28 protein-coding genes are annotated in these 23,539 nt (G+C 72.0%); 17 read left to right on the top strand and 11 right to left on the bottom strand.

The window, feature by feature from the left end; all coding sequences use genetic code 11:
* Positions 1 to 157: 157 nt before the first annotated feature.
* A complete protein-coding gene (gene gcvT, locus J2S22_RS06620) occupies positions 158 to 1,342 on the top strand; it encodes a glycine cleavage system aminomethyltransferase GcvT (RefSeq protein ID WP_272779925.1) in 1,185 nt (394 codons plus the stop codon).
* 17 nt (positions 1,343 to 1,359) lie between these two features.
* Positions 1,360 to 1,725, top strand: coding sequence for a glycine cleavage system protein GcvH (gene gcvH / locus J2S22_RS06615; RefSeq protein WP_272779926.1), 366 nt, complete (start codon positions 1,360 to 1,362; stop codon positions 1,723 to 1,725).
* A gap of 194 nt (positions 1,726 to 1,919) precedes the next feature.
* Here the strand turns inward: gcvH and ftsY are convergent, their stop codons facing one another.
* Positions 1,920 to 2,876, bottom strand: coding sequence for a signal recognition particle-docking protein FtsY (gene ftsY, locus J2S22_RS06610; protein WP_272779927.1), 957 nt, complete (start codon positions 2,874 to 2,876; stop codon positions 1,920 to 1,922).
* A 27-nt stretch (positions 2,877 to 2,903) separates the two neighbouring features.
* On the opposite strand from ftsY, the gene J2S22_RS06605 reads away from it, so the two are divergent.
* Positions 2,904 to 3,695, top strand: coding sequence for an RluA family pseudouridine synthase (locus J2S22_RS06605; RefSeq protein WP_272840463.1), 792 nt, complete (start codon positions 2,904 to 2,906; stop codon positions 3,693 to 3,695).
* A gap of 99 nt (positions 3,696 to 3,794) precedes the next feature.
* On the opposite strand, the gene J2S22_RS06600 is transcribed toward J2S22_RS06605, so the two are convergent.
* From J2S22_RS06600 to dapF, 4 genes are read right to left on the bottom strand one after another with little or no spacing between them, the layout of a single operon-like run.
* On the bottom strand, positions 3,795 to 4,214 hold the full coding sequence (locus tag J2S22_RS06600) for a MaoC family dehydratase (RefSeq protein WP_272840462.1): 420 nt from the start codon (positions 4,212 to 4,214) through the stop codon (positions 3,795 to 3,797).
* Positions 4,215 to 4,269: 55 nt separating this feature from the next.
* Positions 4,270 to 4,641, bottom strand: coding sequence for a lysozyme inhibitor LprI family protein (locus J2S22_RS06595; protein ID WP_272779930.1), 372 nt, complete (start codon positions 4,639 to 4,641; stop codon positions 4,270 to 4,272).
* 10 nt (positions 4,642 to 4,651) lie between these two features.
* Positions 4,652 to 5,914 carry a tRNA (N(6)-L-threonylcarbamoyladenosine(37)-C(2))-methylthiotransferase MtaB gene (mtaB, locus tag J2S22_RS06590; RefSeq protein ID WP_272779931.1) on the bottom strand — a complete coding sequence of 421 codons (1,263 nt, stop codon included), beginning with the start codon at positions 5,912 to 5,914 and terminating at the stop codon, positions 4,652 to 4,654.
* Positions 5,911 to 6,831, bottom strand: a complete 921-nt coding sequence (gene dapF, locus J2S22_RS06585) for a diaminopimelate epimerase (RefSeq protein ID WP_272779932.1) — start codon at positions 6,829 to 6,831, stop codon at positions 5,911 to 5,913. Before dapF ends, mtaB begins: the two co-directional genes overlap by 4 nt.
* Positions 6,832 to 7,010: 179 nt before the next feature.
* Here dapF and J2S22_RS06580 point away from each other — a divergent pair, with 179 nt between their 5' ends.
* Positions 7,011 to 7,682 (top strand): GyrI-like domain-containing protein, encoded by a 672-nt coding sequence (locus J2S22_RS06580; protein ID WP_272779933.1) that lies wholly within the window; start codon positions 7,011 to 7,013, stop codon positions 7,680 to 7,682.
* Positions 7,683 to 7,801: 119 nt separating this feature from the next.
* Here the strand turns inward: J2S22_RS06580 and J2S22_RS06575 are convergent, their stop codons facing one another.
* Positions 7,802 to 8,824, bottom strand: a complete 1,023-nt coding sequence (locus J2S22_RS06575) for an MBL fold metallo-hydrolase (RefSeq protein ID WP_272779937.1) — start codon at positions 8,822 to 8,824, stop codon at positions 7,802 to 7,804.
* Positions 8,825 to 9,065: 241 nt separating this feature from the next.
* Between J2S22_RS06575 and J2S22_RS06570 the strand changes: the two genes are divergently transcribed.
* From J2S22_RS06570 to J2S22_RS06510, 13 genes are all read left to right on the top strand, one after another.
* A complete protein-coding gene (locus J2S22_RS06570) occupies positions 9,066 to 9,326 on the top strand; it encodes a hypothetical protein (RefSeq protein WP_272840460.1) in 261 nt (86 codons plus the stop codon).
* Positions 9,327 to 9,435: 109 nt separating this feature from the next.
* A complete protein-coding gene (locus tag J2S22_RS06565) occupies positions 9,436 to 10,137 on the top strand; it encodes a hypothetical protein (protein WP_272780551.1) in 702 nt (233 codons plus the stop codon).
* 153 nt (positions 10,138 to 10,290) lie between these two features.
* Complete coding sequence (gene ffh / locus J2S22_RS06560; protein WP_272780550.1) at positions 10,291 to 11,964, top strand: signal recognition particle protein; 1,674 nt, start codon at positions 10,291 to 10,293, stop codon at positions 11,962 to 11,964.
* A 154-nt stretch (positions 11,965 to 12,118) separates the two neighbouring features.
* Complete coding sequence (rpsP, locus tag J2S22_RS06555; protein ID WP_370878183.1) at positions 12,119 to 12,508, top strand: 30S ribosomal protein S16; 390 nt, start codon at positions 12,119 to 12,121, stop codon at positions 12,506 to 12,508.
* Between the two features lie 25 nt (positions 12,509 to 12,533).
* Positions 12,534 to 13,259: an SIMPL domain-containing protein gene (locus J2S22_RS06550; protein WP_272780549.1), complete on the top strand. Its 726-nt coding sequence runs from the start codon at positions 12,534 to 12,536 to the stop codon at positions 13,257 to 13,259.
* Between the two features lies 1 nt (position 13,260).
* A complete protein-coding gene (rimM, locus tag J2S22_RS06545; protein ID WP_272780548.1) occupies positions 13,261 to 13,815 on the top strand; it encodes a ribosome maturation factor RimM in 555 nt (184 codons plus the stop codon).
* Positions 13,816 to 13,964: 149 nt separating this feature from the next.
* Positions 13,965 to 14,708, top strand: coding sequence for a tRNA (guanosine(37)-N1)-methyltransferase TrmD (gene trmD / locus J2S22_RS06540; RefSeq protein ID WP_272780547.1), 744 nt, complete (start codon positions 13,965 to 13,967; stop codon positions 14,706 to 14,708).
* A gap of 96 nt (positions 14,709 to 14,804) precedes the next feature.
* Complete coding sequence (gene rplS / locus J2S22_RS06535) at positions 14,805 to 15,209, top strand: 50S ribosomal protein L19 (protein ID WP_272780546.1); 405 nt, start codon at positions 14,805 to 14,807, stop codon at positions 15,207 to 15,209.
* 81 nt (positions 15,210 to 15,290) lie between these two features.
* A complete protein-coding gene (locus J2S22_RS06530; RefSeq protein ID WP_272780545.1) occupies positions 15,291 to 15,665 on the top strand; it encodes a SecDF P1 head subdomain-containing protein in 375 nt (124 codons plus the stop codon).
* A 301-nt stretch (positions 15,666 to 15,966) separates the two neighbouring features.
* A complete protein-coding gene (locus tag J2S22_RS06525; RefSeq protein ID WP_272780544.1) occupies positions 15,967 to 16,116 on the top strand; it encodes a hypothetical protein in 150 nt (49 codons plus the stop codon).
* Between the two features lie 83 nt (positions 16,117 to 16,199).
* On the top strand, positions 16,200 to 17,603 hold the full coding sequence (leuC, locus tag J2S22_RS06520) for a 3-isopropylmalate dehydratase large subunit (RefSeq protein WP_272780543.1): 1,404 nt from the start codon (positions 16,200 to 16,202) through the stop codon (positions 17,601 to 17,603).
* A gap of 387 nt (positions 17,604 to 17,990) precedes the next feature.
* The gene (locus J2S22_RS06515) at positions 17,991 to 18,299 is read left to right on the top strand and encodes a LysR family transcriptional regulator (RefSeq protein WP_272780542.1); all 309 of its coding nucleotides are present in this window, start codon (positions 17,991 to 17,993) and stop codon (positions 18,297 to 18,299) included.
* 190 nt (positions 18,300 to 18,489) lie between these two features.
* Positions 18,490 to 18,780: a hypothetical protein gene (locus J2S22_RS06510; RefSeq protein WP_272780541.1), complete on the top strand. Its 291-nt coding sequence runs from the start codon at positions 18,490 to 18,492 to the stop codon at positions 18,778 to 18,780.
* Between the two features lie 77 nt (positions 18,781 to 18,857).
* On the opposite strand, the gene J2S22_RS06505 is transcribed toward J2S22_RS06510, so the two are convergent.
* The 5 genes from J2S22_RS06505 to J2S22_RS06485 form a co-directional block, all read right to left on the bottom strand.
* Positions 18,858 to 19,637, bottom strand: coding sequence for a DNA-binding transcriptional regulator (locus J2S22_RS06505; protein WP_272780540.1), 780 nt, complete (start codon positions 19,635 to 19,637; stop codon positions 18,858 to 18,860).
* A gap of 66 nt (positions 19,638 to 19,703) precedes the next feature.
* Entirely contained in the window at positions 19,704 to 20,714 is a 1,011-nt protein-coding gene (locus J2S22_RS06500) for an NAD(P)H-quinone oxidoreductase (RefSeq protein WP_272780539.1), read from the bottom strand.
* A gap of 163 nt (positions 20,715 to 20,877) precedes the next feature.
* Positions 20,878 to 21,717, bottom strand: coding sequence for a cupin domain-containing protein (locus J2S22_RS06495; protein WP_272780538.1), 840 nt, complete (start codon positions 21,715 to 21,717; stop codon positions 20,878 to 20,880).
* A 29-nt stretch (positions 21,718 to 21,746) separates the two neighbouring features.
* Positions 21,747 to 22,538, bottom strand: coding sequence for an HpcH/HpaI aldolase family protein (locus J2S22_RS06490; protein WP_272780537.1), 792 nt, complete (start codon positions 22,536 to 22,538; stop codon positions 21,747 to 21,749).
* 14 nt (positions 22,539 to 22,552) lie between these two features.
* Positions 22,553 to 23,476 carry a DUF6282 family protein gene (locus tag J2S22_RS06485; RefSeq protein ID WP_272780536.1) on the bottom strand — a complete coding sequence of 308 codons (924 nt, stop codon included), beginning with the start codon at positions 23,474 to 23,476 and terminating at the stop codon, positions 22,553 to 22,555.
* Positions 23,477 to 23,539 lie beyond the last annotated feature (63 nt).

The following is a 23,539-nucleotide window of genomic DNA, read 5'->3' as shown; positions in this document are numbered from 1 at the left end:
CAGGCGGCGTCGCGGCGCGACATGCGCGCCGATCTGATCAGATCCGAACGATCGCGCGCCGCGACGGGCGACACGAGGCTTGCGCCGCTGCGAGGCATTTCGCACAGTGCGCCGCCGCTCCGCGCCGTCGCCGACGGCGCCGCCCGCCGGGACCGCCATGACCGAGACTGCCCCCGAGACCGCCCCCGAGACCTCCGGCGCGACATCGCCCGCCGCGCTCGCCCGCACGCCGCTCGACGCGCTGCACCGCCGGCTCGGCGCCCGCATGGTGCCGTTCGCCGGCTACGCGATGCCGGTGCAGTATCCGGCCGGCATCCTGCAGGAGCATCTCCACACGCGCGAGAAGGCCGGGCTGTTCGACGTCTCGCACATGGGCCAGCTGGTGCTGCGCGCGCCCTCCGGCAAGGCCGAGGATGCGGCGCGCGCGCTGGAGACGCTGGTGCCGGCCGACATCGTGTCGCTCGCGCCGGGGCGCCAGCGCTACGCGCTGCTGACCGACGACGCCGGCGGCATCCGCGACGACCTGATGGTGTCGAACCAGGGCGACCACCTGTTCGTCGTGGTCAACGCCGCCTGCAAGGTGGCCGACGAGGCGCATCTTCGTGACGGGCTCGCCGGCCTGTGCACGGTCGAGCCGCTCGCCGACCGCGCCCTGGTGGCGCTGCAGGGGCCGCGGGCGGAGGCGGCGCTCGCCGCGCTCGCGCCCGAGGTGGCGGCGATGCGGTTCATGGACGCCCGGCCGGTGACGATCCTGGGCGCGGCCTGCCTCGTCTCGCGCTCCGGCTACACGGGCGAGGACGGCTACGAGATCAGCATCCCGGCCGACCGCGTCGAGGAGATCTGCGAGACGCTGCTGAACACCCCGGACGTCGCGCTGATCGGGCTCGGGGCACGCGACAGCCTGCGGCTCGAGGCGGGCCTGTGCCTCTACGGCAGCGATCTCGACACGACGACGACGCCGGTCGAGGCGGCGCTCGAATGGAGCATCCAGAAGGCGCGCCGCACCGGCGGGGCGCGGGCCGGCGGCTTTCCGGGCGCCGACGTGATCCTGCGCCAGCTCGCCGAGGGCGCGACGCGGCGCCGCGTCGGCCTGCTGCCCGAGGGGCGCGCCCCGGTGCGGGCCCACACGGCGCTCTACCGCGACGCGGAGGCCGGCGCACCGGCCGGCGAGGTGACGTCGGGCGGCTTCGGGCCGAGCATTGGCGCGCCGGTCGCGATGGGCTATGTGCCGGTCGCGGACGCCGCCGTCGGCACGCTTCTCCACGCCGACGTCCGCGGCAGGCGGCTGCCCGTGCGGGTCGCCGCCATGCCGGTCGTGCCGAACCGCTACAAGCGCCCCTGACCGATCCGGAGATCCCGATGCTGAAATTCACCAAGGACCACGAGTGGCTGCGGCTCGACGGCGACGTCGCGGTCGTCGGCATCACGGATCACGCCCAGGAGCAGCTCGGCGACCTCGTCTTCGTCGACCTGCCGGGCGTCGGCGTCAGCTTCGACCAGGGCGCCACGGCGGCCGTGGTCGAGTCGGTCAAGGCCGCCTCCGACATCTACGCGCCGATCGCCGGCGAGGTCACCGAGGTCAACGAGGCGGTGACGGCGGAGCCGGGCCTGGTCAACTCCGACCCGACCGGCCAGGGCTGGCTGTTCAAGATGAAGATCGCCGACAGGGCGCAGCTCGACGGCCTGCTCGACGAGGCCGGCTACAAGGCGCTGCTGGCCGGGTAGGCTCCACCGGGCGCCCGACACCCGGCGGCGTGCGCCGGACAGAACCTCTCGGTGGTCGTCGTCCGCGCAGGCGGACGATCCAGTCATCACCGACGCCTGTTGGTCTCCCGGAGAGGCTGCGGCGTACTGGGTGCTCCGCCTTCGCGGAGCACGACGGCGGAGAGGTCCCTGGCGGGGAGCGGCTGGCGCCGCGCCTACCCCTCGATCCCGGCCACCGCCCTGGCGAAGTCCTTCGCCGCGAAGGGGGACAGGTCGTCGACGCCTTCGCCGACGCCGACGAAGTGGACGGGCAGGCCGAACTTCGCCGCCACCGCCACCAGGATGCCGCCGCGGGCGGTGCCGTCGAGCTTGGTCATCACCAGCCCGGTGACGCCGGCCGTCCGGGCGAACACCTCGACCTGCGAGAGCGCGTTCTGCCCGACCGTCGCGTCGAGGACGAGCAGCACGGCGTGCGGCGCCGTGGCGTCGACCTTGCGCATCACCCGGACGATCTTCTCCAGCTCGCCCATCAGGGCGGTCTTGTTCTGCAGCCGCCCGGCCGTGTCGACGATCAGCACGTCGGCGTTCTCGCCGCGCGCCGTCTCCAGGGCCTCGTAGGCGAGGCCGGCGGCGTCGGCGCCCTGGGTCCCGGCGATCACCGGGCTGCGGGTGCGGGCGCCCCAGATCTTGATCTGCTCGATCGCGGCGGCCCGGAACGTGTCGCCGGCGGCCAGCACCACCTTGCGGCCTTCCGCCGTGAGGCGCGCCGCGAGCTTGCCGATGGTCGTCGTCTTGCCCGAGCCGTTGACCCCGACCACCAGCACCACGAAGGGCTTTCTGGCCGGATCGATCACCAGGGGCTTCGCCACCGGCTCCAGAATCTTCTCCACCTCGGCGGCCAGGATCGCCTTCACCTCGTCGGCCGAGACCTGCTTGTCGTAGCGGCCCTCGCCGACCTTTCCGGCGATGGCGATCGCCGTCTCCATGCCGAGGTCGGCGCGGATCAGCGCCTCCTCCAGCTCCTCGATCACGGCATGGTCCAGCTTGCGCTTGGTGACGAGATCCGCGATCGCCCCGCCGATCGAGGCGGAGGTGCGCTTGAGCCCGCTGGAGAGCCGGCGCCACCAGCTCGGCTTGGCGGTATTGTCGTCGTCTTCGGTGCTTTCGGTCATGTCGGGTGCCGTGATAGCGCTTTCGCCATGACACAGGAAGAGATGCTTGCGCGCGTCCTCTACCGGGACGGGCTGATGATCGTGATCGATAAGCCGGCCGGCCTGCCCGTCCACAAGGGGCCGAAGGGTGGCGAGAGCCTGGAGGAGTCGTTCGACGCGCTGCGCTTCGGCCTGCCGCGCGCGCCGGCGCTCGCCCACCGGCTCGACCGCGAGACCTCGGGCTGCCTGGTGCTGGGCCGCCACCGCAAGGCGCTCGCCCATCTCGGGCTGCTGTTCAAGCACGGCGAGGTGAAGAAGACCTACTGGGCCGTGGTCGAGGGCGGCCCGGAGGCGGACGAGGGCACCATCGACATGCCGCTCGGCCGGCTCGACGAGACCCGCGGCTGGTGGATGAAGCCGGACCCGGCCGGCCTGCCCTCGGTGTCGACCTGGCGGGTCCTCGGCCGGAGCGGCGCGGCCGGCGAGCCCGGCCAACCCGGCGAAGCCGGCGGGGCGGCCGGCCCGGACGTCGCCGGCGCTCCCTCCGGGCCGCGGACGGCGCCGGCGCTCACCTGGCTGGCGCTGTCGCCGCTCACCGGCCGCACCCATCAGCTCCGGGTCCACTGCGCCGCCATGGGCTTTCCCATCCTGGGCGACAACATCTACGGCCGTGCCCCGCGCTTCGGCGGCCCCGGCCTGCACCTGCACGCCCGCGGGATCGTGGTGCCGCTGTCGAAGACCAAGCCGCCGGTCCGCGTCACCGCCCCGGTGCCGCAGCACCTCGCCGCGACGCTGCGGGCCTGCGGGTGGGACGGGGAGAACCAAGGGCCAGCGCCTTAATCCATCACCCGGAGGCGCTCGGGCGAAGCCCGAGCCTCGAAGGACGTCGGATCGATGGTTCCGGCCGCCGTGCGCGTGAGCCGCGCCGGACTGCCGGCCTCAGAACGACTCCCCCACCAGGATGCGCGCCTTGGCCGTGGTCGCGACCTTGCCGGTGCTGGTGAGGATGCGGCCGCGCAGGACGACCACGTCGCTCTTCAGGTGCGGCGCCTCGGTCACCGTGTCGACGCTCCATTCGAGCGTGATCTCCTGGTCGACCTCGATCGGCACGTGGAAGCGGAACGAGATGTCGTGGCCGATCACGGCGCCCTTCGCCGCGTAGTGGCTGGCGAGAAGGCCCATCAGCTGCGCCGCCATCTGCGGGCCGGAGACGATCGGCACCTTGTAGCGGGTGCCGGCCGCGTAGCCGGCATCGTGATGCAGCGGATTCCGGTCGCCGGCGAGCGCCGCGAAGGCGCTCGCCTCGGCGAAGCCCACCCGCATCGTGGTGGAGAACGTTTCGGTCGGGTCGACGCGCATGCGGATCGCAACACTCGGATGATGGCTCGACACGCGGCGCGCTCGACCCCGATGATCAGAACGGCCCGCGCGACGCGATGCCGTCGATGACGGCGTCGAGCTCGCGGATCCGCGTCGCGTAGACGCGCGACAGGCAGGCGGTGTCGGTTCCGCAGGCCTCGCGCGTCCTGATGAAGGCGCGCTGGGAGTCCTGGAGGTCGCCGCGCTGCCCCATGGCCACCAGGGCGGTGGCGACGCCGTACAGGGTCGCCATGCGGGCCTCGTCCTGGCCGAGCGCGTAGCTGCCGCAGATCGTGCGGTCGGCCGGCGTGCTCGCCCGGGCGCAGTCGATCGGCGAATAGTCGACGGCCGATGCCGGTCCGGCGAGTGCAGTGGTGGCGGCGGCGAGCACGGTGGCGACGCAGAGACGTGGGAGTCTGGCGTTCATCGAGGCCTCCTCAGGCGGCGAGCAGTCGCCGCCCATCGTGGCCCGTGACGATCACGTCGACAATGCTCCCGGGCGTGCCGCCCGAGATTTTGACCGGCGTGAACTGCTCGGTGCGGCCCGTGCTGCCGGTCTCGACCAGCACGGCGCGCCGGCGGCCGATCTCGTTTTCCAGATGCTGGAGAAGCAGCGCGTCGCCCTTCCGGCGCAGCCGCATCGCGCGCTCCTTCACCACCGCGCCGGCGACCGGCGGCATGCGGGCGGCCGGCGTGCCGGGGCGTGGCGAGAACGGGAAGACGTGCAGATAGGTCAGTCCGCAGGCGTCGACGAGATCGAGCGAGCTCTCGAACATCGCCTCGGTCTCGGTCGGGAAGCCGGCGATGATGTCGGCGCCGAAGACGACGTCCGGCCGCAGCCGCCGCACCGTGGCGCAGAAGTCGATCGCGTGCCGGCGCGAATGCCGGCGCTTCATGCGCTTGAGGATCATGTCGTCGCCGGCCTGCAGCGACAGATGCAGATGCGGCATCAGCCGCGGCTCCTCGGCGAGCGCGATCATCAGGTCGTCGTCCGCCTCGACCGAGTCGATCGAGGAGAGCCGCAGGCGCGGCAGCTCCGGCACCGCGGCGAGCAGGCGGCGCACCAGCGTGCCGAGCCGCGGCGTCTCCGCGAGATCGGCGCCGTAGCTGGTGATGTCGACGCCGGTCAGCACCACCTCGGCATGGCCGTTGGCGGCGAGGCGGCGCACCTGGGCGATCACGTCGTCGAGCGGCACCGAGCGGGAATTGCCCCGGCCGAACGGGATGATGCAGAAGGTGCAGCGGTGGTCGCAGCCGTTCTGCACCTGGACGAAGCCGCGGGCCCGCCCTTCGATGCCGTCGATCGCCGGGGCGGCGCCGCTCCGCGTCGCCATGATGTCGTTGACGGCCGCCTTGGCGGCGGGGTCGGCGACGCCGCGCGAAAAGGCGGCGCGAGTCTCGGTCCACGCCGCGTCGGACAGCTTCTCGGTGTTGCCGAGCACGCGGTCCACCTCGGGCATCGCCACGAAGGTCGCGGTCTCGGTCTGGGCCGCGCAGCCGGTGACGACGACGCGCGCGGCGGGCCGCTCGCGCTTGAGCTTTCGGATGGCCTGACGGGTCTGCCGGACGGCCTCGGAGGTCACCGCACAGCTGTTGACGACGACCGTGTCGGCGAGGCCGGCGGCCTCCGCGCGACGGCGGATCGCCTCCGACTCGAAGGCGTTGAGCCGGCAGCCGAAGGTGACGACGTCGACGCTCATCGGCCGGCCGCTCCGGCGGCGGGTGCGCCGGCGGTCGCGGCGCCGGTGACGTCCCTGGCGAACAGAGCCGGGTCGAAGCGGCCGTGCCGCTCGTATTCGACCGGTCCGGTCATCAGCACGTGGTTGTCGCGCTCGCGCCAGTCGATGATCAGGTCGCCGCCCGGCAGCGTCACCTGCACGCGCCGGCCGGTGCGGCCGGTGCGGGCGGCCGAGACGGCCGTCGCGCAGGCGGCCGAGCCGCACGCCTTGGTCAGCCCGGCGCCGCGCTCCCAGGTGCGCATGGTCAGGTGATCCGGCCCGGTCACGGCGGCGAGCGTGATGTTGGCGCGGTCCGGGAAGATCGGGTGGTTCTCCAGCATCGGCCCGATCTTGCCGAGGTCGTAGGCCCACGGATCGTCGACCCAGAACACCGCGTGCGGGTTGCCCATGCTGGCGACCGACGGCGAATGCAGGATCGGCGCGTCGATCGGGCCGATCTGCAGCTCGATCGCCCGGGTGTCGCGGAACTCCTCGGCGAGCGGGATGTCGCGCCAGCCGAACTTCGGGGCGCCCATGTCGACGGTCGATACCAGCGGCGCCTCGCCCTTCCAGGCGTTGATCAGGCCGGCCCGGGTCTCGAAGGTCAGCGCCGTCCTGCCGGTGTCGGCGAACACGATGTCGGCGACGCAGCGCATGCCGTTGCCGCAGGCGCCGGCCTCCGAGCCGTCGGTGTTGTAGATGCGCACGAACGCGTCGGTGCCGGGGGTGCGCGGCGGATAGAGCACCATCAGCTGGTCGAACGGCGCCCCCTCGGGCCGCGCCGCGGCGCGGGCGTCCTCGGCCGTGAGCTTTTCCGGCCGGTCGCGCAGGTCGACGACGACGATCTCGTTGCCGAGGCCGTTCATCTTCACATAGGGCTGGTCGGCGAGGGCGCTCATCGGGGGAAGCCGGTGGTTCGTGGTTTTGCGCCTTATATGGGAGAACCGCCCCCTTTGGCCAGCCGAGGGGCGGCCGGGGGCTGCGCGGGCGGACCCCGCCGGTCCGCCCGGGCGTTGGGCTTCCGTTCATCCGGGGCGTGATCTATCCGTCGCGGTACTAGGACCGACAGGAGCATCCGATGCGAGCCCGCCGTTTCGTCGCGATCGTCGCCGGCATTGCGGCCGTCCTGTTGTGGCACTCCGGCCCCGGGTGGGCCCAGGGGCAGGGGCAGGGTCAGGGGCAGGGTCAGGGGCAGGGCGCCACGCCCGCGGCCCCGCCGGCCGCCGGCCAGCCCGCCGCGCCTCCCGCCGCGGCGCCCCCCGCCGACCAGGTCCCGGCGACCGCCGGCGAGGTGTTCGGCCAGGAGGTGACGATGGAGCCCGGGACCATCGTCTACGTGTCCGGCAAGGCGAGCTGGGAGCGCGCCTTCGAGGCGATCCAGGACGCGCTGAAGACCGTCTCGGCCTATCTGCAGAAGCAGGGCGTGAGCCCGTCCGGCCCCGCCACCACGGTCTACACCGCGACCGACGACAACGGGTTCAGCTTCCGGGCCGGCTTCCCGGTCGCCAAGGCGCCCGATCCGGCCCCGACCGGCGACCTCGCCGTCGGCCAGACCCCGGCCGGCAAGGCGCTCAAATATGTCCATCGCGGCTCCTACGACTCGATGGACGCCACCTACGAGGCGATCACCAACCAGCTCGACGACAAGGGCCTCGACGCCCAGGACCAGTTCGTCGAGGTCTACGTCACCGACCCGCTGACGACGCCGGAGGACAAGCTGGTGATCGAGGTGTTCGTCCCGCTGCGGTGACGGCCGCGACTGTCATTCCGGGGCGTCGCGCAGCGGCGAACCCGGAATCCAGCCCGGGATGCGGAGTTTGCCACTGGATTTCGGGTTCGCAGCTTCGCTGCGCCCCGGAATGACCGAACCTACAGCTCCCACACCTCGCCCGGCTTCAGCACCTTGAACCGCTCGTCCGGGATCCGGGCCGCCGCGCAGGCGGCGCGCAGGTCCGTCACCGGGGCGTCGATCGCCTCGTCGGTCAGCTTGAAGGTGCCGTGGTGGTGGGCGAGCGCCAGCGCGGCGCCGCAGTCGCGGAACGCCTGCACGGCCTCCTCCGGGTTCATGTGCTGGTCGCGCATGAACCAGCGCGGCTCGTAGGCGCCGATCGGCAGGATGGCGAGGCGGAACGGCCCGTAGCGCTCGGCCGCCTCGCGGAACCGGAAGCCGTCGCCGTAGCCGGAATCGCTGACGTGGTAGATGCGGCCGGCCGGCGTCTCCAGGACGAAGCCGGCCCACAGCGCCTTGTTGCGGTCCAGGAGGCCGCGGGCGGACCAGTGCCGCAGCGGCACCAGGGTGACGGCGACCTCGGGCGAGAGCTCCACCCGGTCGTGCCAGTCGAAGGCCTCGGCCGCGATGGCGGGGTCGTGGTCGGCCATCACGGTGTCGTTGCCGAGCGGGGTGATCACCCGCGGTCCGTGCGCCGCGACGAGCCGCGACAGGGTGTCGGCGTCGAGGTGGTCGTAGTGGCCGTGCGACACCAAGACGGTGTCGATCTTCGGCAGATCCGCGAACGGGATGCCGGGGTCGTTGACGCGCCGGGGGCCGACGAAGCCGAACGGCGAGGCGCGCTCCGACCACACCGGGTCGACCAGGATGTTGTGGCCGCCGGTCTGCACCAGGAAGCTCGCATGCCCGACGAAGGAGATGCGCAGCCGCGTCCCGGTCACCCGGGCCGGCGGGCGGTCGCGATGCGGGCTCGGCGCCCAGTCGGGCCAGTCGGCGCCGTTGCCGCGGGCGCTCCACCAGCGGGCGAGGTCGGCGAAGCTCTTCGGGGACGCCCCGTGCGGGTCGCGGAACACGGTCCCGTCGAAATGGTCCGAGACCGGCCCCTCGTAGTAGCGGGCGGCGCGGGCGCGCGCGCCGAACAGGCCGGCCGCCGCGGCGGCCAGGCCGGACAATCCGAGGAGCAGGCCTCGACGGGTGGACGGCACGTTCCTATCTCTCTTCCAGGGGGCGCGGAGACCATCCGCCCGTTCCCCGAGCCGGGCTGCGGGTCGGCTGTCGGTACTTAGGCGATCCGCGGGCCGGAGCAAGACGCGGCAGGGCGCCGCGTCCGTTTGGCGTGAGCACGAGCGGTCCGGGAACCGGCGCCACCTCCCGGACTCGTGCTCCGAAATCCGGGAGGTTCGCATGTCCGAGTTGACGCGGGACCAGGTCGTGTCCGCCGTGCATCCGGTCGACGACGCCATCGTCGCCGAGATCATCGCGACCGGGGCCACGCAAGCCGATCTCGCCACGGCCTGCGCCTTCGTGGCGCGGGAGATCCGCGAGCACGAGGCGCGGGACGTGCCGACCGGGCCGGTCGGCGAGGTGGTCTCGATCCTCGAGCGGGTCGGCGCGCGCCCGCTGCGCGGCTCGCCGCTCGGCGAGGCCGGGTCGACCCTGGAATAGAGGGGCGACCGAGCAGAGCGGAACCGTCAAGTACAAGTGATCCGGTTCAGCATCTTCGATGCAACCTGAAGGTGTTATATTTGTGCCCTCCGTTGCTTCGGAGGATGCAATGGTTCCGATTCTGATCGCTGGGGCTCTCGGGGGAGTTCTGCCCACCACGGCTCGCCTGGCGAGTACCTATGTGTCTCTTCCGGATACGCCGCTTCCGGGTTTCGGGCTGCTTCTCGGGCTCTCTCTGTTCGCCTTGATCGGTGCGGCAATCGCCTATGGCACGGGGTCGACCGAGGTGAGGCAGGCACTGGTCGCGGGGGTGGCCGCGCCTGGCATCATCACCAATCTGGTGGCCGGGGCGGATGCGCCGCGGCGCAGCGATGTTCTGCCGTTTCAACACTTTGCTCTGGTTTCGATCGCGCAGGCGCAACCGGCGGCCTCCCCTCCCGGCCCGAGTGCCTCAGGGTCGATCAAATCCATCACGATCGATCCCAGGGTCTCCGGCGGAGTCCCGAGCACGACGAACATTCCGGTGACGGCCCAGATTGCAGGTGGACCCAATAGCGAGACGCGGACTGTCCAGATCGGCAGTATAAGGTCTCTGACCGGGCCGACGACGTTGACCGCCCCTCCCGGGACGCAAAACATCACGATCGGCGGAAAGACCGTTCCTCTGAACTCCCCGGACAACAAGATCGACCTGAGCGTCTCCACGCGGCCGTCGTTCGGATCCGACTTCCTCTGGGCCTTGGGCGGCCAACGGTCGTTCTCGATCGAGCAGGTTGTTCCGAAAGTTGACTCCGGCGGGTCGCGCCCGTAAGTCTAGGTCGCTCTCGACACTCGCCGAGACGACATCAACCGACCGGTCCGCGAGGCCGGAGGCCAACGCCCGACAGCGCGATGCGCCCTCGGGCGCCACACGTGTTTGGGTTTTGCCTCTCCGCGGGAGAGGTCCAACGGGACGGGCGGACGCATGTTCGACGGTCTTTCCGACAAGCTCTCCGGCATCCTCGACCGGCTGACCCGGCGTGGCGCGCTGACCGCCGCCGACGTCGACGCCGCCGCCCGCGAGGTCCGCCGGGCCCTGCTCGAGGCGGACGTCGCCCTCGACGTGGTGCGCGGCTTCATCGACAAGCTGAAGGAGCGGGCCGTCGGGATCGAGGTCATCAAGTCGGTGACGCCCGGCCAGATGGTCGTCAAGATCGTCCACGACCAGCTGATCGAGACGCTGGGCGCGACCGCCGATCCGATCGATCTCAACGCGCCGGCGCCGGTGCCGATCATGATGGTCGGCCTGCAGGGCTCGGGCAAGACGACGACCTCGGCCAAGATCGCCAAGCGGCTCACCGAGCAGGGCAAGCGCAAGGTCCTGATGGCCTCGCTCGACACCCGCCGCCCGGCCGCCCAGGAGCAGCTCGCGGTGCTCGGCACCCAGGTCGGCGTCGAGACGTTGCCGATCGTCGCCGGCCAGACGCCGGTGCAGATCGCGCGCCGCGCGCTCGAGGCGGGCCGGCTCGGCGGCTACGACGTCGTCGTCCTCGACACCGCCGGCCGCACCACGCTGGACGAGGCCATGATGGCCGAGGCCGCCGAGGTGAAGCAAGCGGCGCAGCCGCACGAGGTGCTGCTGGTCGCCGACGCCCTCACCGGTCAGGACGCCGTCAATCTGGCGCGCTCCTTCGACGAGCGGGTCGGCCTCACCGGCATCGTGCTGACCCGGGTCGACGGCGACGGCCGCGGCGGCGCCGCCCTGTCCATGCGGGCCGTCACCGGCAAGCCGATCAAGCTGATGGGCGTCGGCGAGAAGCTCGACGCGCTGGAGGAGTTCCACCCGAACCGCATCGCCGACCGCATCCTCGGCATGGGCGACATCGTCTCGCTCGTCGAGAAGGCGGCCGCCACCATCGACGCCGAGCGGGCGCGGCGCACCGCCGAGCGGATGCGCAAGGGCCAGTTCGACCTCAACGACCTGCGCGAGCAGCTCGACCAGATGCTGAAGATGGGCGGGCTGGGCGGCATGATGAGCATGCTGCCCGGCATCGCCCGGATGAAGAACCAGATCGCCGCCGCGAATGTCGACGACCGCATCATCAAGCATCAGATCGCCATCATCCAGTCGATGACGCCGAAGGAGCGCCGCACCCCGGACCTCCTCAAGGCGAGCCGCAAGAAGCGCATCGCGGCCGGCTCCGGCACCAAGGTCGAGGAGATCAACCGGCTGCTGAAGATGCACCGGCAGATGGCCGACATGATGAAGCAGATGGGCTCGGGCAAGCGCGGGCCGCTGGCCGGGCTCGCCAATGCGCTCGGCTTCGGCGGCGGCATGCCGAGCCAGGCCGATCTGGAAAAGCTCGCCGACCGGATGCCCGGCGTGCTCGGCAACATGCCGGGCGGGCTGCCGCCCGGCGGTCTCCCCGGCTTCCCGGGGGCGCCCCCCGGAATGCCCGGCGTCCCGCCCGGAATGCCCGAGCTGCCGGCGCCCAAAGGCGATGCCGCCAAGGGCGACGCCGCGAAGGGCGACGCACCGGCTGCGAAGCCGGCCGCGGCGCCGCCGCTGCCCGGCCTGCCGAAGATTCCGGGCCTGCCCGGGCTCGGCGGCCTCGGTGGTGGTTTCCGGGGCTTTCCCGGGTTCGGGAAGAAGAAGTGAAAGTGCGTACCACCCCATCCGTCATTCCGGGGCGCGGGCGAAGCCCGCGAGCCCGGAATCCATAACCCCTGTCTGTGAGTATGGATTCCGGGCTCGCCGCTTCGCGGCGCCCCGGAATGACGGGCAGACCTAGACGAGAAGAGAGGACGAGAGAATGTCTCTGCGAATCCGGATGGCCCGTGCCGGCACCAAGAAGCGGCCATTCTACCACATCGTGGTCGCCGACTCGCGCAGCCCGCGCGACGGCCGCTTCATCGAGCGCATCGGCTACTTCAACCCGCTGCTGCCGAAGGAGCAGGCGGACCGTCTGAAGTTCGACCTCGACAAGGCCAAGGCCTGGCTCGCCAAGGGCGCCACCCCGTCCGACCGGATCCTGCGCTTCCTCGACGAGGCCGGCATCCAGAAGCGCGAGCCGCGCAACAATCCGGAGCGGGCGATCCCGCGCAAGGAGCGCAAGGTGATCGCCGAGCAGAAGGCCAAGGAGGCCGCCGAGGCCAAGGCCGCCGCGGCCGCCAAGGCCAAGGCCGCGGCTGCGGCCGGCTGATCCGGAGCAAAACGGGGGATCTCCGATGCGCGACGGACCGGACCGGGGCTTCGCCATCGCGCCGATCGGCGCGGCGGTCGCCTGCGCGCTGGCCTTCGCCCTGACGCTCGCCCTGCCCGCCGCCGCCCAGGAGCGGCGCGGCGGCGCGGAGCCGACCGTCACGGTGCAGGGCAGCGGAAAGCACGAGGCGAAACCGAGCTTCGCCGTTCTCACCGTCGAGGTCGCGACCCCCGGCGACACGCTCGACAAGGCGACCTCGGCCCACGAGGCGCGGGCCGGCCGCGCCGCCGAGGCGCTGCGGGCGCTCGCCGCCGACGGCGTCACGGTCGAGCGATCCGACTTCCGGCTCGCCCGCGACGGCGTGCGGCCGAAGCAGAACCAGCCGGGCTACCGCGCCGTCACCAGCTTCGCGCTCGCGCTGAAGCCGGTCGACCGCGTCGACGCGCTGGTCGGCCGCATCGCGGCGACCGGCCTGTTCGAGATCGGGCCGCTCGGCTACCGGGCGGACGACAGCAAGGCCGCGCTCGACGAGGCCCGCCGGAAGGCGATCGCCGACGCGCATGCCAAGGCCGAGGTGTTCGCCGCCGCGGCCGACATGCGTCTCGTCGGCATCGTCGCCATCACCGAGGGCGGCGAGGCCGGCCTGCGGCGCGCCGAGCTCGCCTCGGCGCCGTCGATGCAGATCGTGCCGCCCGCGACGCTGACCTTCGACGCCTCCGCCACGGTGACGTGGCGGATCGGCCCGCGCTGAGATGCCGGCTCGCCCGGCGTCCACGGACCGCGTCTGCGTCGCCCGCATCGGGGCGGCGCACGGCGTGCGCGGCGAGGTGCGGCTGTGGTCGTTCACGGCCGACCCGACCGCGGTGAAGCGCTACGGTCCGCTCACCGCCGGCGACGGACGGGTGTTCGAGATCGCCTCCATGCGGCCCGCCAAGGACTGCTTCGTGGCGCGCCTGAAGGGGATCGACGACCGCGACGCCGCCGAGCGGCTGACCAATCTCGAGCTCTACGTGCCGCGCGGGAGGCTCGCGCCGCCCGGCGAGGACGAGTTCTATCACGCCGACCTGATCGGGCTCGCGGCCGTCGATACGGCGGGCACGGAGCTCGGCACCGTGATCGCGGTGCAGAACTTCGGCGCCGGCGACCTCCTGGAGATCGCGCCGCGGCGCGGCGCCACGCGGCTGGTGCCGTTCACCAAGGCGGTGGTGCCCGAGATCGACATTCCCGGCCGCCGCCTCGTCGTCGATCCGCCGCCCGGGCTGCTCGACGACGAGGAGGAGGGCGACCTGCCTCCGCCCTCACCCTGAGGAGGCCGCGCAGCGGTCGTCTCGAAGGGCGAGGGCGGCCGAGGTGCCGGGTGGCCTCGGGGGGTCGAGACGCGACCCAGCGGCTCGCTCCTCACCATGAGGAGCGGGGTGGTCGCGAAACGCGATACGCAAACAGAAGCAAGACGGCCATGTGGCGCGCCAGCGTGATCACCATCTTTCCGGACATGTTCCCGGGCCCGCTCGGCGCGAGCCTGGCCGGCAAGGCGCGGGCGGGCGGCATCTGGGACCTCGCCGCCGTCGACCTGCGCGACTTCGCCACCGACCGGCATCGCAGCGTCGACGACACCCCGGCCGGCGGCGGCCCCGGCATGGTGCTTCGCGCCGACGTGCTGGCGCGGGCGATCGACGCGGTGGCGCCCGACACGGACGGCCGGCCGCGCCTGCTCACCAGCCCGCGCGGAAAGCCGCTGACCCAGGCGCGCGTCGCGGCGCTGGCCGCCGGGCCCGGCGTGGTCGTCGTCTGCGGCCGCTTCGAGGGGGTGGACGAGCGCGTCATCGCGGCCCGCAACCTGGAGGAGGTGTCGATCGGCGACTACGTCCTGTCGGGCGGCGAGCTCGCCGCCATGGTGCTGATCGACGCCTGCGTCCGCCTGCTGCCCGGGGTAATGGGCAAGGAGGCCTCGGGCGCCGAGGAGAGCTTCTCGGACGGTCTCCTCGAATACCCGCACTACACCCGGCCGCAGATCTTCGAGGGCCGCGACATTCCGTCCATCCTGGTCTCGGGCGACCACGGCCGGGTGGCGGCGTGGCGGCGCGCCGAGGCGGAGCGGCTGACCCGCGAGCGGCGGCCGGATCTGTGGGCCGTCCACACGTCCGGAATGCATGGGGCCCAAGCGCCCGGCACCCCGCCAAAAAAAGCGACCGATGGATGACAAAGCCGAAGACATGGCGTATAGGCACGCGCAACCCGAAGCATACCGACTGACAGACCGGCGCGCTTGCGCCAGACGCAGCGCTGGAGACCTTCCATGAACATCATTCAAGAGCTCGACAAAGAGCAGATCGCCAAGCTGTCCGCCGGCAAGGACATTCCGGATTTCGGCCCGGGCGACACCGTGACGGTCAACGTCAAGGTGGTCGAGGGCGACCGCACCCGCGTGCAGGCCTACGAGGGCGTCTGCATCGGCCGCTCCGGCGCCGGCCTGAACCAGAGCTTCACGGTCCGCAAGATCTCCTACGGCGAGGGCGTCGAGCGCGTCTTCCCGCTGTATTCGCCGCTGATCGACTCGATCAAGGTGGTGCGGCGCGGCAAGGTGCGGCGCGCGAAGCTGTACTACCTGCGCTCGCGGCGCGGCAAGGCGGCCCGCATCACCGAGCGCCAGGACCGGCCGGGCGAGCGCGAGAGCGCGGCCGCCGGGGCTGCCGCCGAATAAGGCCGCATGGCACCGCCGACGACACCGAAGGCCGGCCCGTCCGGCCTTTTGCGTCGGCGCCGGCCGCTGCATCGAAACTCCGTGGCCCGATCATCGGGGCGGATCGGCGTCGCCGCGGCCATCGTGCTCGCGGCCGCGCCGCCGGCGCTCGCCGAGCCGGTGTGGCTCGAGGTGTCGCAGGCCGTCTCCGGCACCGACCAGCGCAGCGGCCAGGCGGTGGTCAACTTCATCCTCACCACGGCGGGCCGCGAGGTGTTCGCGCGCTTCACGGCCGCCCATGTCGGCCGCCGCATCGACATCCGGGTCGACGGCAAGACCATGCTGCGCCCGGTGGTCCGCGAGACGGTCGCCGGCGGCGTCGGCCAGATCCCGGTGACCACGGTCGAGGAGGGCAGGGTGCTGGCCCGCCGCCTCGCCGCCGAAGGCGCCCGCCTCGAGGTCGAAGTCACGGAGTGAGGCGTCCTCACCCGATCTGTTTCGACCGCGTGAGCGCACGGCATCCTTCGCTCTCGCGCGACGGGGGCTTTGCATAATCCGTCATTCCGGGGCGCGCCGAAGGCGCGAACCCGGAATCCAGCTCCGAACTCGGCATTCTGGGCTGGATTCCGGGTCCGACGCTCCGCGCCGTCCCGGAATGACGAACTCTGCAAAGCTCCCGCGAGGGGAGAGGGTTCAGGGCCAGCCCCGGCCCTTGCGCCGTCCTGCTGCGCCCCCGACATTCGTTGTGGGGCCAGTTTGGATTTGCTACAGACCACGCATGTCGTCATTTCGCGCAGATTCCGGAGCGGACGGGCGGGCCCTGCGGCCGGCGCCGCACGCGCGCGTCGTGCTCGACGACCATGCCCGGCTGCCCTGGCGCTTCTTCGGCCGGCTGACGGCGGCGGTTCTGGCCGGGCTTTCCGTCTGAGCGCGGCCGTCCGGCCCGCGCGCCCGCCGATCCGTCGTTCACCGAATTCCCGACATCGCGAGACCGAACCCGAGACCGAACCGATGAAGCCGCGCACCCTCTACGACAAGATCTGGGACGACCACGTCGTCGACGAGCAGCCCGACGGCACCTGCCTGATCTACATCGACCGCCATCTCGTGCACGAGGTGACGAGCCCGCAGGCCTTCGAGGGGCTGCGGATGACCGGCCGCAAGGTGCGGGCGCCGGAGAAGACGCTGTGCGTCGTCGACCACAACGTCCCGACCACCGACCGCTCCAAGCCGAACGAGGATCCGGAGAGCGCCGCCCAGATCGCCGCGCTCGCCGACAATGCCGGCCATTTCGGGCTCGAGTACTACAACGAGTTCGACAAGCGGCAGGGCATCGTCCACGTCATCGGCCCGGAGCAGGGATTCACGCTGCCCGGCACCACCATCGTGTGCGGTGACAGCCACACGGCCACGCACGGCGCCTTCGGGGCGCTCGCCTACGGCATCGGCACCTCGGAGGTCGAGCACGTGCTCGCCACCCAGACGCTGATCCAGAAGAAGTCGAAGAACATGCTGGTGCAGGTGGACAACACCCTGCCGCCCGGCGTGACCGCGAAGGACATCATCCTGGCCGTGATCGGCGAGATCGGCACGGCCGGCGGCACCGGCTACGCGATCGAGTACGCCGGCGAGGCGATCCGCGCCATCTCGATGGAAGGCCGGATGACGATCTGCAACATGTCCATCGAGGGCGGCGCCCGGGCCGGCATGGTGGCCCCCGACGAGAAGACCTACGCCTATCTGAAGGACCGCCCGAAGGCCCCGAAGGGCGCCGCCTGGGAGCAGGCGCTGCGCTACTGGGACACGCTGCGCTCCGACGAGGGCGCGCATTTCGACGCCGTGGTGAAGCTCGACGCCGCCAACCTGCCGCCGCTGGTCACCTGGGGCACCAGCCCCGAGCAGGTGATCGCGATCACCGGCCGGGTTCCGGTGCCGGCCGACATCGCCGACGAGAAGAAGCGCGCCGCGGCCGAGCAGGCGCTGCGCTACATGGGCCTGCAGGGCGGCGAGAAGGTCACCGACATCGCGCTCGACCGGGTCTTCATCGGCTCCTGCACCAACTCGCGCATCGAGGATCTCCGCGCCGTCGCGGCCCTGGTGAAGGGGCGCAGCGTCGCCCCGACCGTCAAGGCCATGGTGGTGCCGGGCTCGGGCCTCGTGAAGGAGCAGGCCGAGGCCGAGGGGCTGCACGAGATCTTCAAGGCCGCGGGCTTCGAGTGGCGCGAGCCGGGCTGCTCGATGTGCCTCGCCATGAACCCCGACAAGCTCGCCCCCGGCGAGCGCTGCGCCTCCACCTCGAACCGCAACTTCGAGGGCCGCCAGGGCTACAAGGGCCGCACCCATCTGGTGTCGCCCATCATGGCCGCGGCGGCGGCGATCGAGGGGCATTTCGTCGACGTGCGCGACTGGACCTGACGCGCCGTCCGCTGGGACGGCAGGCGGCTCGGGGCGTCCGGCAACGGGCGCCCCGACATGCTTTCGTGCCCTCCCCGCGACCCGGCCCACCGCAGGCGCCGGGGCCGTGAATGCCCTGCGAATCAGTCCTGCGGGCCCGGCGTGGGGATTCGCCCCGGTGAACCGCGAGCGAGAGGCGCGTCCAGGGCCTGTGCCCGAAGGGCGACCCGCCGCGCGAAGGCGAAATCGCGGGTTCGAGCACCCGACAAAGGTGCAGCCTCACCGAGCCCCCTACCGTGATGCTGTGGTATCATTCTCTTCACGAGAATGTGCGTTGCCCCGCTCTCGGAAAAGCTAGCTCGCCCCGATACTTCGACCGAACATCGGGACGGTTTCGGGGAGATGCCGATGGCAAATCAGGAGGACGAACTGCTCGCCCTCGCTGCGACTCTGCAGCGGGCGCTGGCCGAGCTCGCGCAGGTGCCGGCCGACAATGTGGCGACGGCCCGCGGTCTCGCCCAGATCGAGCGCTGGACGCTGCGCTGGATCGAGCTGGTCGAGGACCTCCTGCGCAGCCATCGGGCCGCCGGCAGGGCCCGTGAGCTGCGGGCCGCCCTGGTCGAGCTGCGGGCGGCCTCCGCCCGCGTCCATGCGACCGACGGCCTCCCCTTCGCCGACCGCCCGGGCCATGCCGGCCCGCGCCTCTCCGAACTCTGATCGTCTCCGGCCGGGCGGCGGGTGCGGCTCCGTCCGCCGCGACCGCAACCGATCGCGAGCAGGGCCGGTGGCCGGCGCATCCGCGGTCGAATTCGTCGCGCCCTGCTTGAGCCGGTCGGGGATTGCACGGACTGGCGGAACGCCGACACCTCTGGGAAGATTCGGTTACCGGTGAACCGGGAGGACCTGCATGGAAGGTCGGTATTTCGAGCACAAGAAGATCGCCGAAATGCTGCGTGGCGCGCTGGCCGAGATGGCCGTCCTGTGCGCCGAGCAGACGCCGTCGACCGAGGCGGTCGAGCATGTCGAGCGCTGGACCCTGCGCTGGATCGACCTCGTCGAGGCGATGATCTGGAACACGCCCCCCGGCGCCGACGTGGACGAGCTCCGCGCCGCGCTGGCCCAGCTGCGGGCCATGGCGCCTGCGATGCGGGCCCGTGCCGATGTCCTACGGGCGCCCGCGATCGCTCCGGGCGTCTGATACCGACGGCTCTGCACCCCGACTCGTGATCCCGAGGTGCCCGGCACCCGGGTCCGCGCTTCGCGCGGCCCGCGGCCTCACCGCGTCTTCATCGCCGCGATGGCCTCCTCGATGCGGGCGCCGGCGTCCTTGAGGGGGCGGACGACCTGCTCGGCGAGCTTGGCGCGCGGCACCGCCGAGCGGAAATAGGTGAGCCCGAAGGTCGCCAGCACGCGGCCGTCGGCCATGATCGGGATCGCCACGGTCGACGACGAGGTCGGCTCGGTCGCGGGATCCCGCTCGGCATAGCCGCGCGCCCGCACGGTGCGCACCAGCTGGCGGACCACGGCCTGCAGGTCGGGCGGGTGGTCCTCCGGATCCGTCGAGGTCTCCAGCATCCGCACCAGGAGCTCGCGCTCCTCGCGCGGGCACCAGGCCAGATAGGCGCGCCCGAGCCCGCGCGAGATCAGGCTCAGCCGCATGTTGATGGTGGCGTGGAACGGCGACACCGGGCTGTCCGGGATGGTGGAGAACCGCACCGCGACCGCGTCCTTCACCAGCAGGGCCACCGACACGGGCCATTTCAGCCGGCGGGTGAGGTCGATGGCCCACGGCCGGGCCGCCTCGATCACCATCGGGGCGCCGTGGAAGCCGCTCGCCAGCGTCGTCACCTGGGACGTGACCTGATAGCCGCCGAGCCGCTTGTCGCTCGCCACGTAGCCCTCGGCGATCAGGGTCTCCAGCAGCCGCACGATGGTCGGCTTGGGCAGGCCGGTGCGCGCGTGCAGGTCGGCGACCGTCGCGACGCGCTGCTTGTTGAGCTCGGCGAGCAACGCGAAGGCGCGCTGCACCGACTGCACCGGAGGAAAGGACGGCATGGCGGGCCTTGTCGCACGCGTCCGCGGCGTCCTGGTCCGGAGCCGCATGGGCGCGGCCCGACTAGACTATCCCGGGCCCGCCGTGACAAGGGCCGGATCGACGATCAGCACCACCTTGCCGATCTGCTCGCCGGCCTCGAGCATGCCGTGCGCCGCGGCGACCTCCGCGAGCGGGACCGTCGCGTGGATGCGGGTGCGGATGCGGCCGTCGGCGAGCAGCGGCCACACCTCCTCGACCAGCGCGCGGGCGATGCGGCCCTTGTAGGCGGGCGGCCGCGGCCGCAGGGTCGAGCCGGTCAGGGTCAGGCGCCGGCGCACGATGTCGCGCACGTTCACCTCGGCCATGGCGCCCAGGTGGCTGGCGATCAGCACGACGCGCCCGTCCGGGGCGAGCAGGCCGAGCTCCTTGTCGGTGTAGGGACCGGCCTGGCCGTCCAGCACCACGTCGACGCCGCGGCCCTGCGTCAGCTCGCGCAGGCGGGCGCAGAAGTCCTCGGTCCTGTAGTCGATCGCGGCGGCGGCGCCGTAGTCCAGGCAGACCCGGCACTTCTCGGCCGAGCCGGCGGTCGCGTACACGGTGGAGCCGCGCAGCTGCGTCGCGATCTGGATCGCGGCGAGGCCGACGCCGCTGGTGCCGCCCTGGACGAGGAGCGACTCGCCCTCGGCCAGCCGGCCGAGCATGATCACGTTGTTCCAGGCGGTGAAGAACACCTCGGGCAGCGAGGCCGCCTCGACGAACCCGAAACCATTCGGGATCGGCATGCACTGCACGGCGGGCACGGCGCAGGACTCGGCGTAGCCGCCGCCGTTGACGAGGGCGCAGACCGGCGTGCCGGGCGGCGGCCAGGTCACGTCGTCGGCGGTGCGCGCGACGACGCCCGCGACGTCGAGGCCGAGGATCGGCGACGCCTCGGGGGGCGGCGGATAGAGGCCGCGGCGCTGCTGCACGTCGGGCCGGTTGACGCCGGCGGCGGCGACCCGGACCAGCACCTCGCCGGGCCGGAGCGCCGGTTCCGGCGCCTCGGCCAGCACCATCTGCTCCGGCCCGCCGGCCTGCAGAACCTCGATCCGCTTCATGGGGTCGGCCTTCTCGTTGGAGCGGTCTTCCGGGGCGGTGCGTCGGTCACGACCTCCGCTCGTCCCCGCGACGGCGGGGACCCGGGGCGCCCCGGCGCGCCGATCCTGGAGTCCCGCTTGCGCGGGACCGGGCGGAGTGCGGGGCGATCCCGGTCGAGACCGGTCAGCCTTCCGCCGGCACGGGATAGTCGGCGGCGTTGATCACCATGCCGGGCTTCTTCGAGAAGTCCATGCGGGGTGGGGCGAAGACGTCGAGCAGCCAGGAGCGCTTGGGGCCGACATTGTTGCTGGTGTGGACCACCTTGGCCGGGATCACGGTGACGGAGGGCGCCCCGATGGTGACGTGCTCGTCGTCGCGCCAGGTCGTCTGGTCGGGCGTCCACGGCCAGCGCAGGTGATGCATGTAGTCGCCCTCCAGCACCACCGAGCACTGCTCGAAGTCGTCGTGCGAATGCGGGCTCAGCTTCCTGGGGTCGCGCGGCCCGTCGCGCCGCGTCATCACGTTGAGCATCAGATTGGTGGAGCGGAAGATCCGCATGTTGGTCTCGGGCTTCTCGACCGCGAGCGGGGTGTACTGCCGGAGCTTGAAGCCGTCCGGCGGCGTCGGCCACGGCACGATCGGGGCGCATTCGGGCGCGCCGTCGGAATACGTCGCGGCGTTGCTGGCCTGCCGCGCGAGATCGGCCGCCTGGTTCGAGAACACCCGGACGATGCGGGCGTCGCTCGTCGCGGTGATGCGGCTCGCGCCGGGCGGCACGATGGTCAGCGTCTCGGCGGCCGCGTCGATCCGCTCGCCGCCGGCCGCGATGGTCGCGCTGCCGGACGCCAGGAACACCATGGATTCGTCGGGCTGCGCGTCGCGCGACAGGACCGTGCCCCTGGTCACGTCCGAGATGGCGATCACCAGATTGGCGCCGCGGGTGATCCAGGTTCTCGCACCCGGCTCCTCGATGTCGGGGGGAGCCACGGAGTGGTCGGCGTAGCTGGCGGGTCTCGGGATCATGAGTCTGTTCCGTGTCGATGCGGCGGCGCTCAGGCCGCCGGCTTGCCGAGCCCGCCGATCTCGGCGAGTGCCTTGGCGGCGGCGTTGCGGAGAAAGCCCTGGTCGGAGGAGACGACGAAGGCCGAGGCGCCCCGCTCCTTCAGCCATGTCGCTTCGGGAAGGCCGCCGACGAAGACGGCGACGGGCTTGCCGGCCGCCTTGGCCGCGGCCGCGATCCGGTCGACCGCGTCGCGCACCTCCGGCGCGTCGTTCTTGGCCGCTCCCATCGCGCAGGTGAGGTCGCCGCGGCCGATGAACAGCGCGTCGATGCCCTCGACCGCCGCGATGGCGTCGATCTCGTCGAGCGCCTCCGGATCCTCGATCTGGGCGATCACCGTGACGGCCGCGTCGCAGGCGTCGATGGTCGACCACATCTTGCCGGCGCCATAGCCGGCCGAGCGCGGCGAGCCCGAATAGCCGCGGCGGCCGCCGCGGTAGCGGCAGGCCGCGGCGACCTCGCGGGCCATGGCGGCGCTCGACACGTGCGGCACCAGCATGCCGGTCGCGCCCATGTCGAGCACCGAGAGGAGCGACGACGGCGCGCTGCTCGCCACCCGCACGAGGCCGGCGAGGCCGGCCGCCTTCGCGGCGAGCAGCGCCACGTCGATGGCGGCGCGGTCGAACGGCGCGTGCTCCTCGTCGATGACGACGAAGTCGAAGCCGAGCGCGCCGAGGATCTCGGTGGCGTGCATGGTCGGCGTCTTCACGAAGGTGCCGACCAGATGCTGCCCGGCGGCGAGCCGGGCCCGGAAGCTGCCGTCCGGGGCGGGCGGGATGGTCATCGGATCGCGCTCCGTCACGCCGCCGCGGCCGGGGCGTTGTCGCCGATGCCGGCGAGCCGCATGGCGTTGGAGGAGACCATCCGGCGCACCTCGTCCGGCGTGTAGCCGAGCGTGAGGCAGGTGCGGACGATCTGCTTCATCCCCTCGACGGGCGACGGGCAGTTGGCCTGGCCGAGATCGGAACCGAAGAAGGTGTTGTCGACGCCGGCGGTGTCGATCCATTCCTTCAGCTGCTCCGGCGTGTAGACCTTGAAGCGGCAGTCGATGTAGAGGCAGGCCGAGTGCTCGATCATCACGCCGAGGTCGAGGAGGCGCTTCACGTCCTTCGGCGCCGCGCCGACCGTGTAGGGCGGGTGGTTGACGAGCAGCCGCTTGCAGCCGCGGCGCTTCGCCTCCTCGAACAGCACCCACGCCTCGCTGATGTGGAGATGGCCGCAGGACAGCACCGCGTCGTACTGGGCGACGAGATCGAGGATCGGCTTCACCTCCTCCTTGAGCTCGCCGTGCTCGTCGACGGCGGAGAGGGCGGTCGGCCGCCGCATCTCGGACTTGGCGACCAGCAGCTTCTTGTTGTGCCCCTCGCGGATGTGGTTCGCCGCCGAGACGGTCGGCATCCACACGATGCGGGTGCCGAGCTTGAGCGCGTGCTCGACCGCGTAGACGTTGAACCCGCCGAGCGCGTTGTTGAGCACGATGCCGCCGAGCGGCTCGGCGCCGCCTTTGGTCTTGGCGCGGATCATCTCGGCGATCGGCGCCGTCGGGTAGTAGTGATCCTTGAACAGCACGGCCCGCATGCCGGCGGCGCTCGCCTGTTCCAGCGCCTCCATGTGGTCGACCAGCCGCGCCATCACGGACGGCCCGCTGTGGACGTGCAGATCCACGGCGCCCTTCATCAGGTCGTCGACCAGGGTGTCGGAGATCGGGGTGGCGGCGGACATCGCTCTTCCTCTTCTGGCTCGGGCGGCGCGTCGCGCGGACTTCGCTCCTGGCGCCGGCGCGAC

Origin of the sequence: Rhodoplanes tepidamans (assembly GCF_030813915.1) — a bacterium.
GTDB classification, from domain to species: domain Bacteria; phylum Pseudomonadota; class Alphaproteobacteria; order Rhizobiales; family Xanthobacteraceae; genus Rhodoplanes; species Rhodoplanes tepidamans.
Note: the sequence above shows the minus strand (reverse complement) of the source record. Positions and strands in the feature narration are given on the sequence as shown.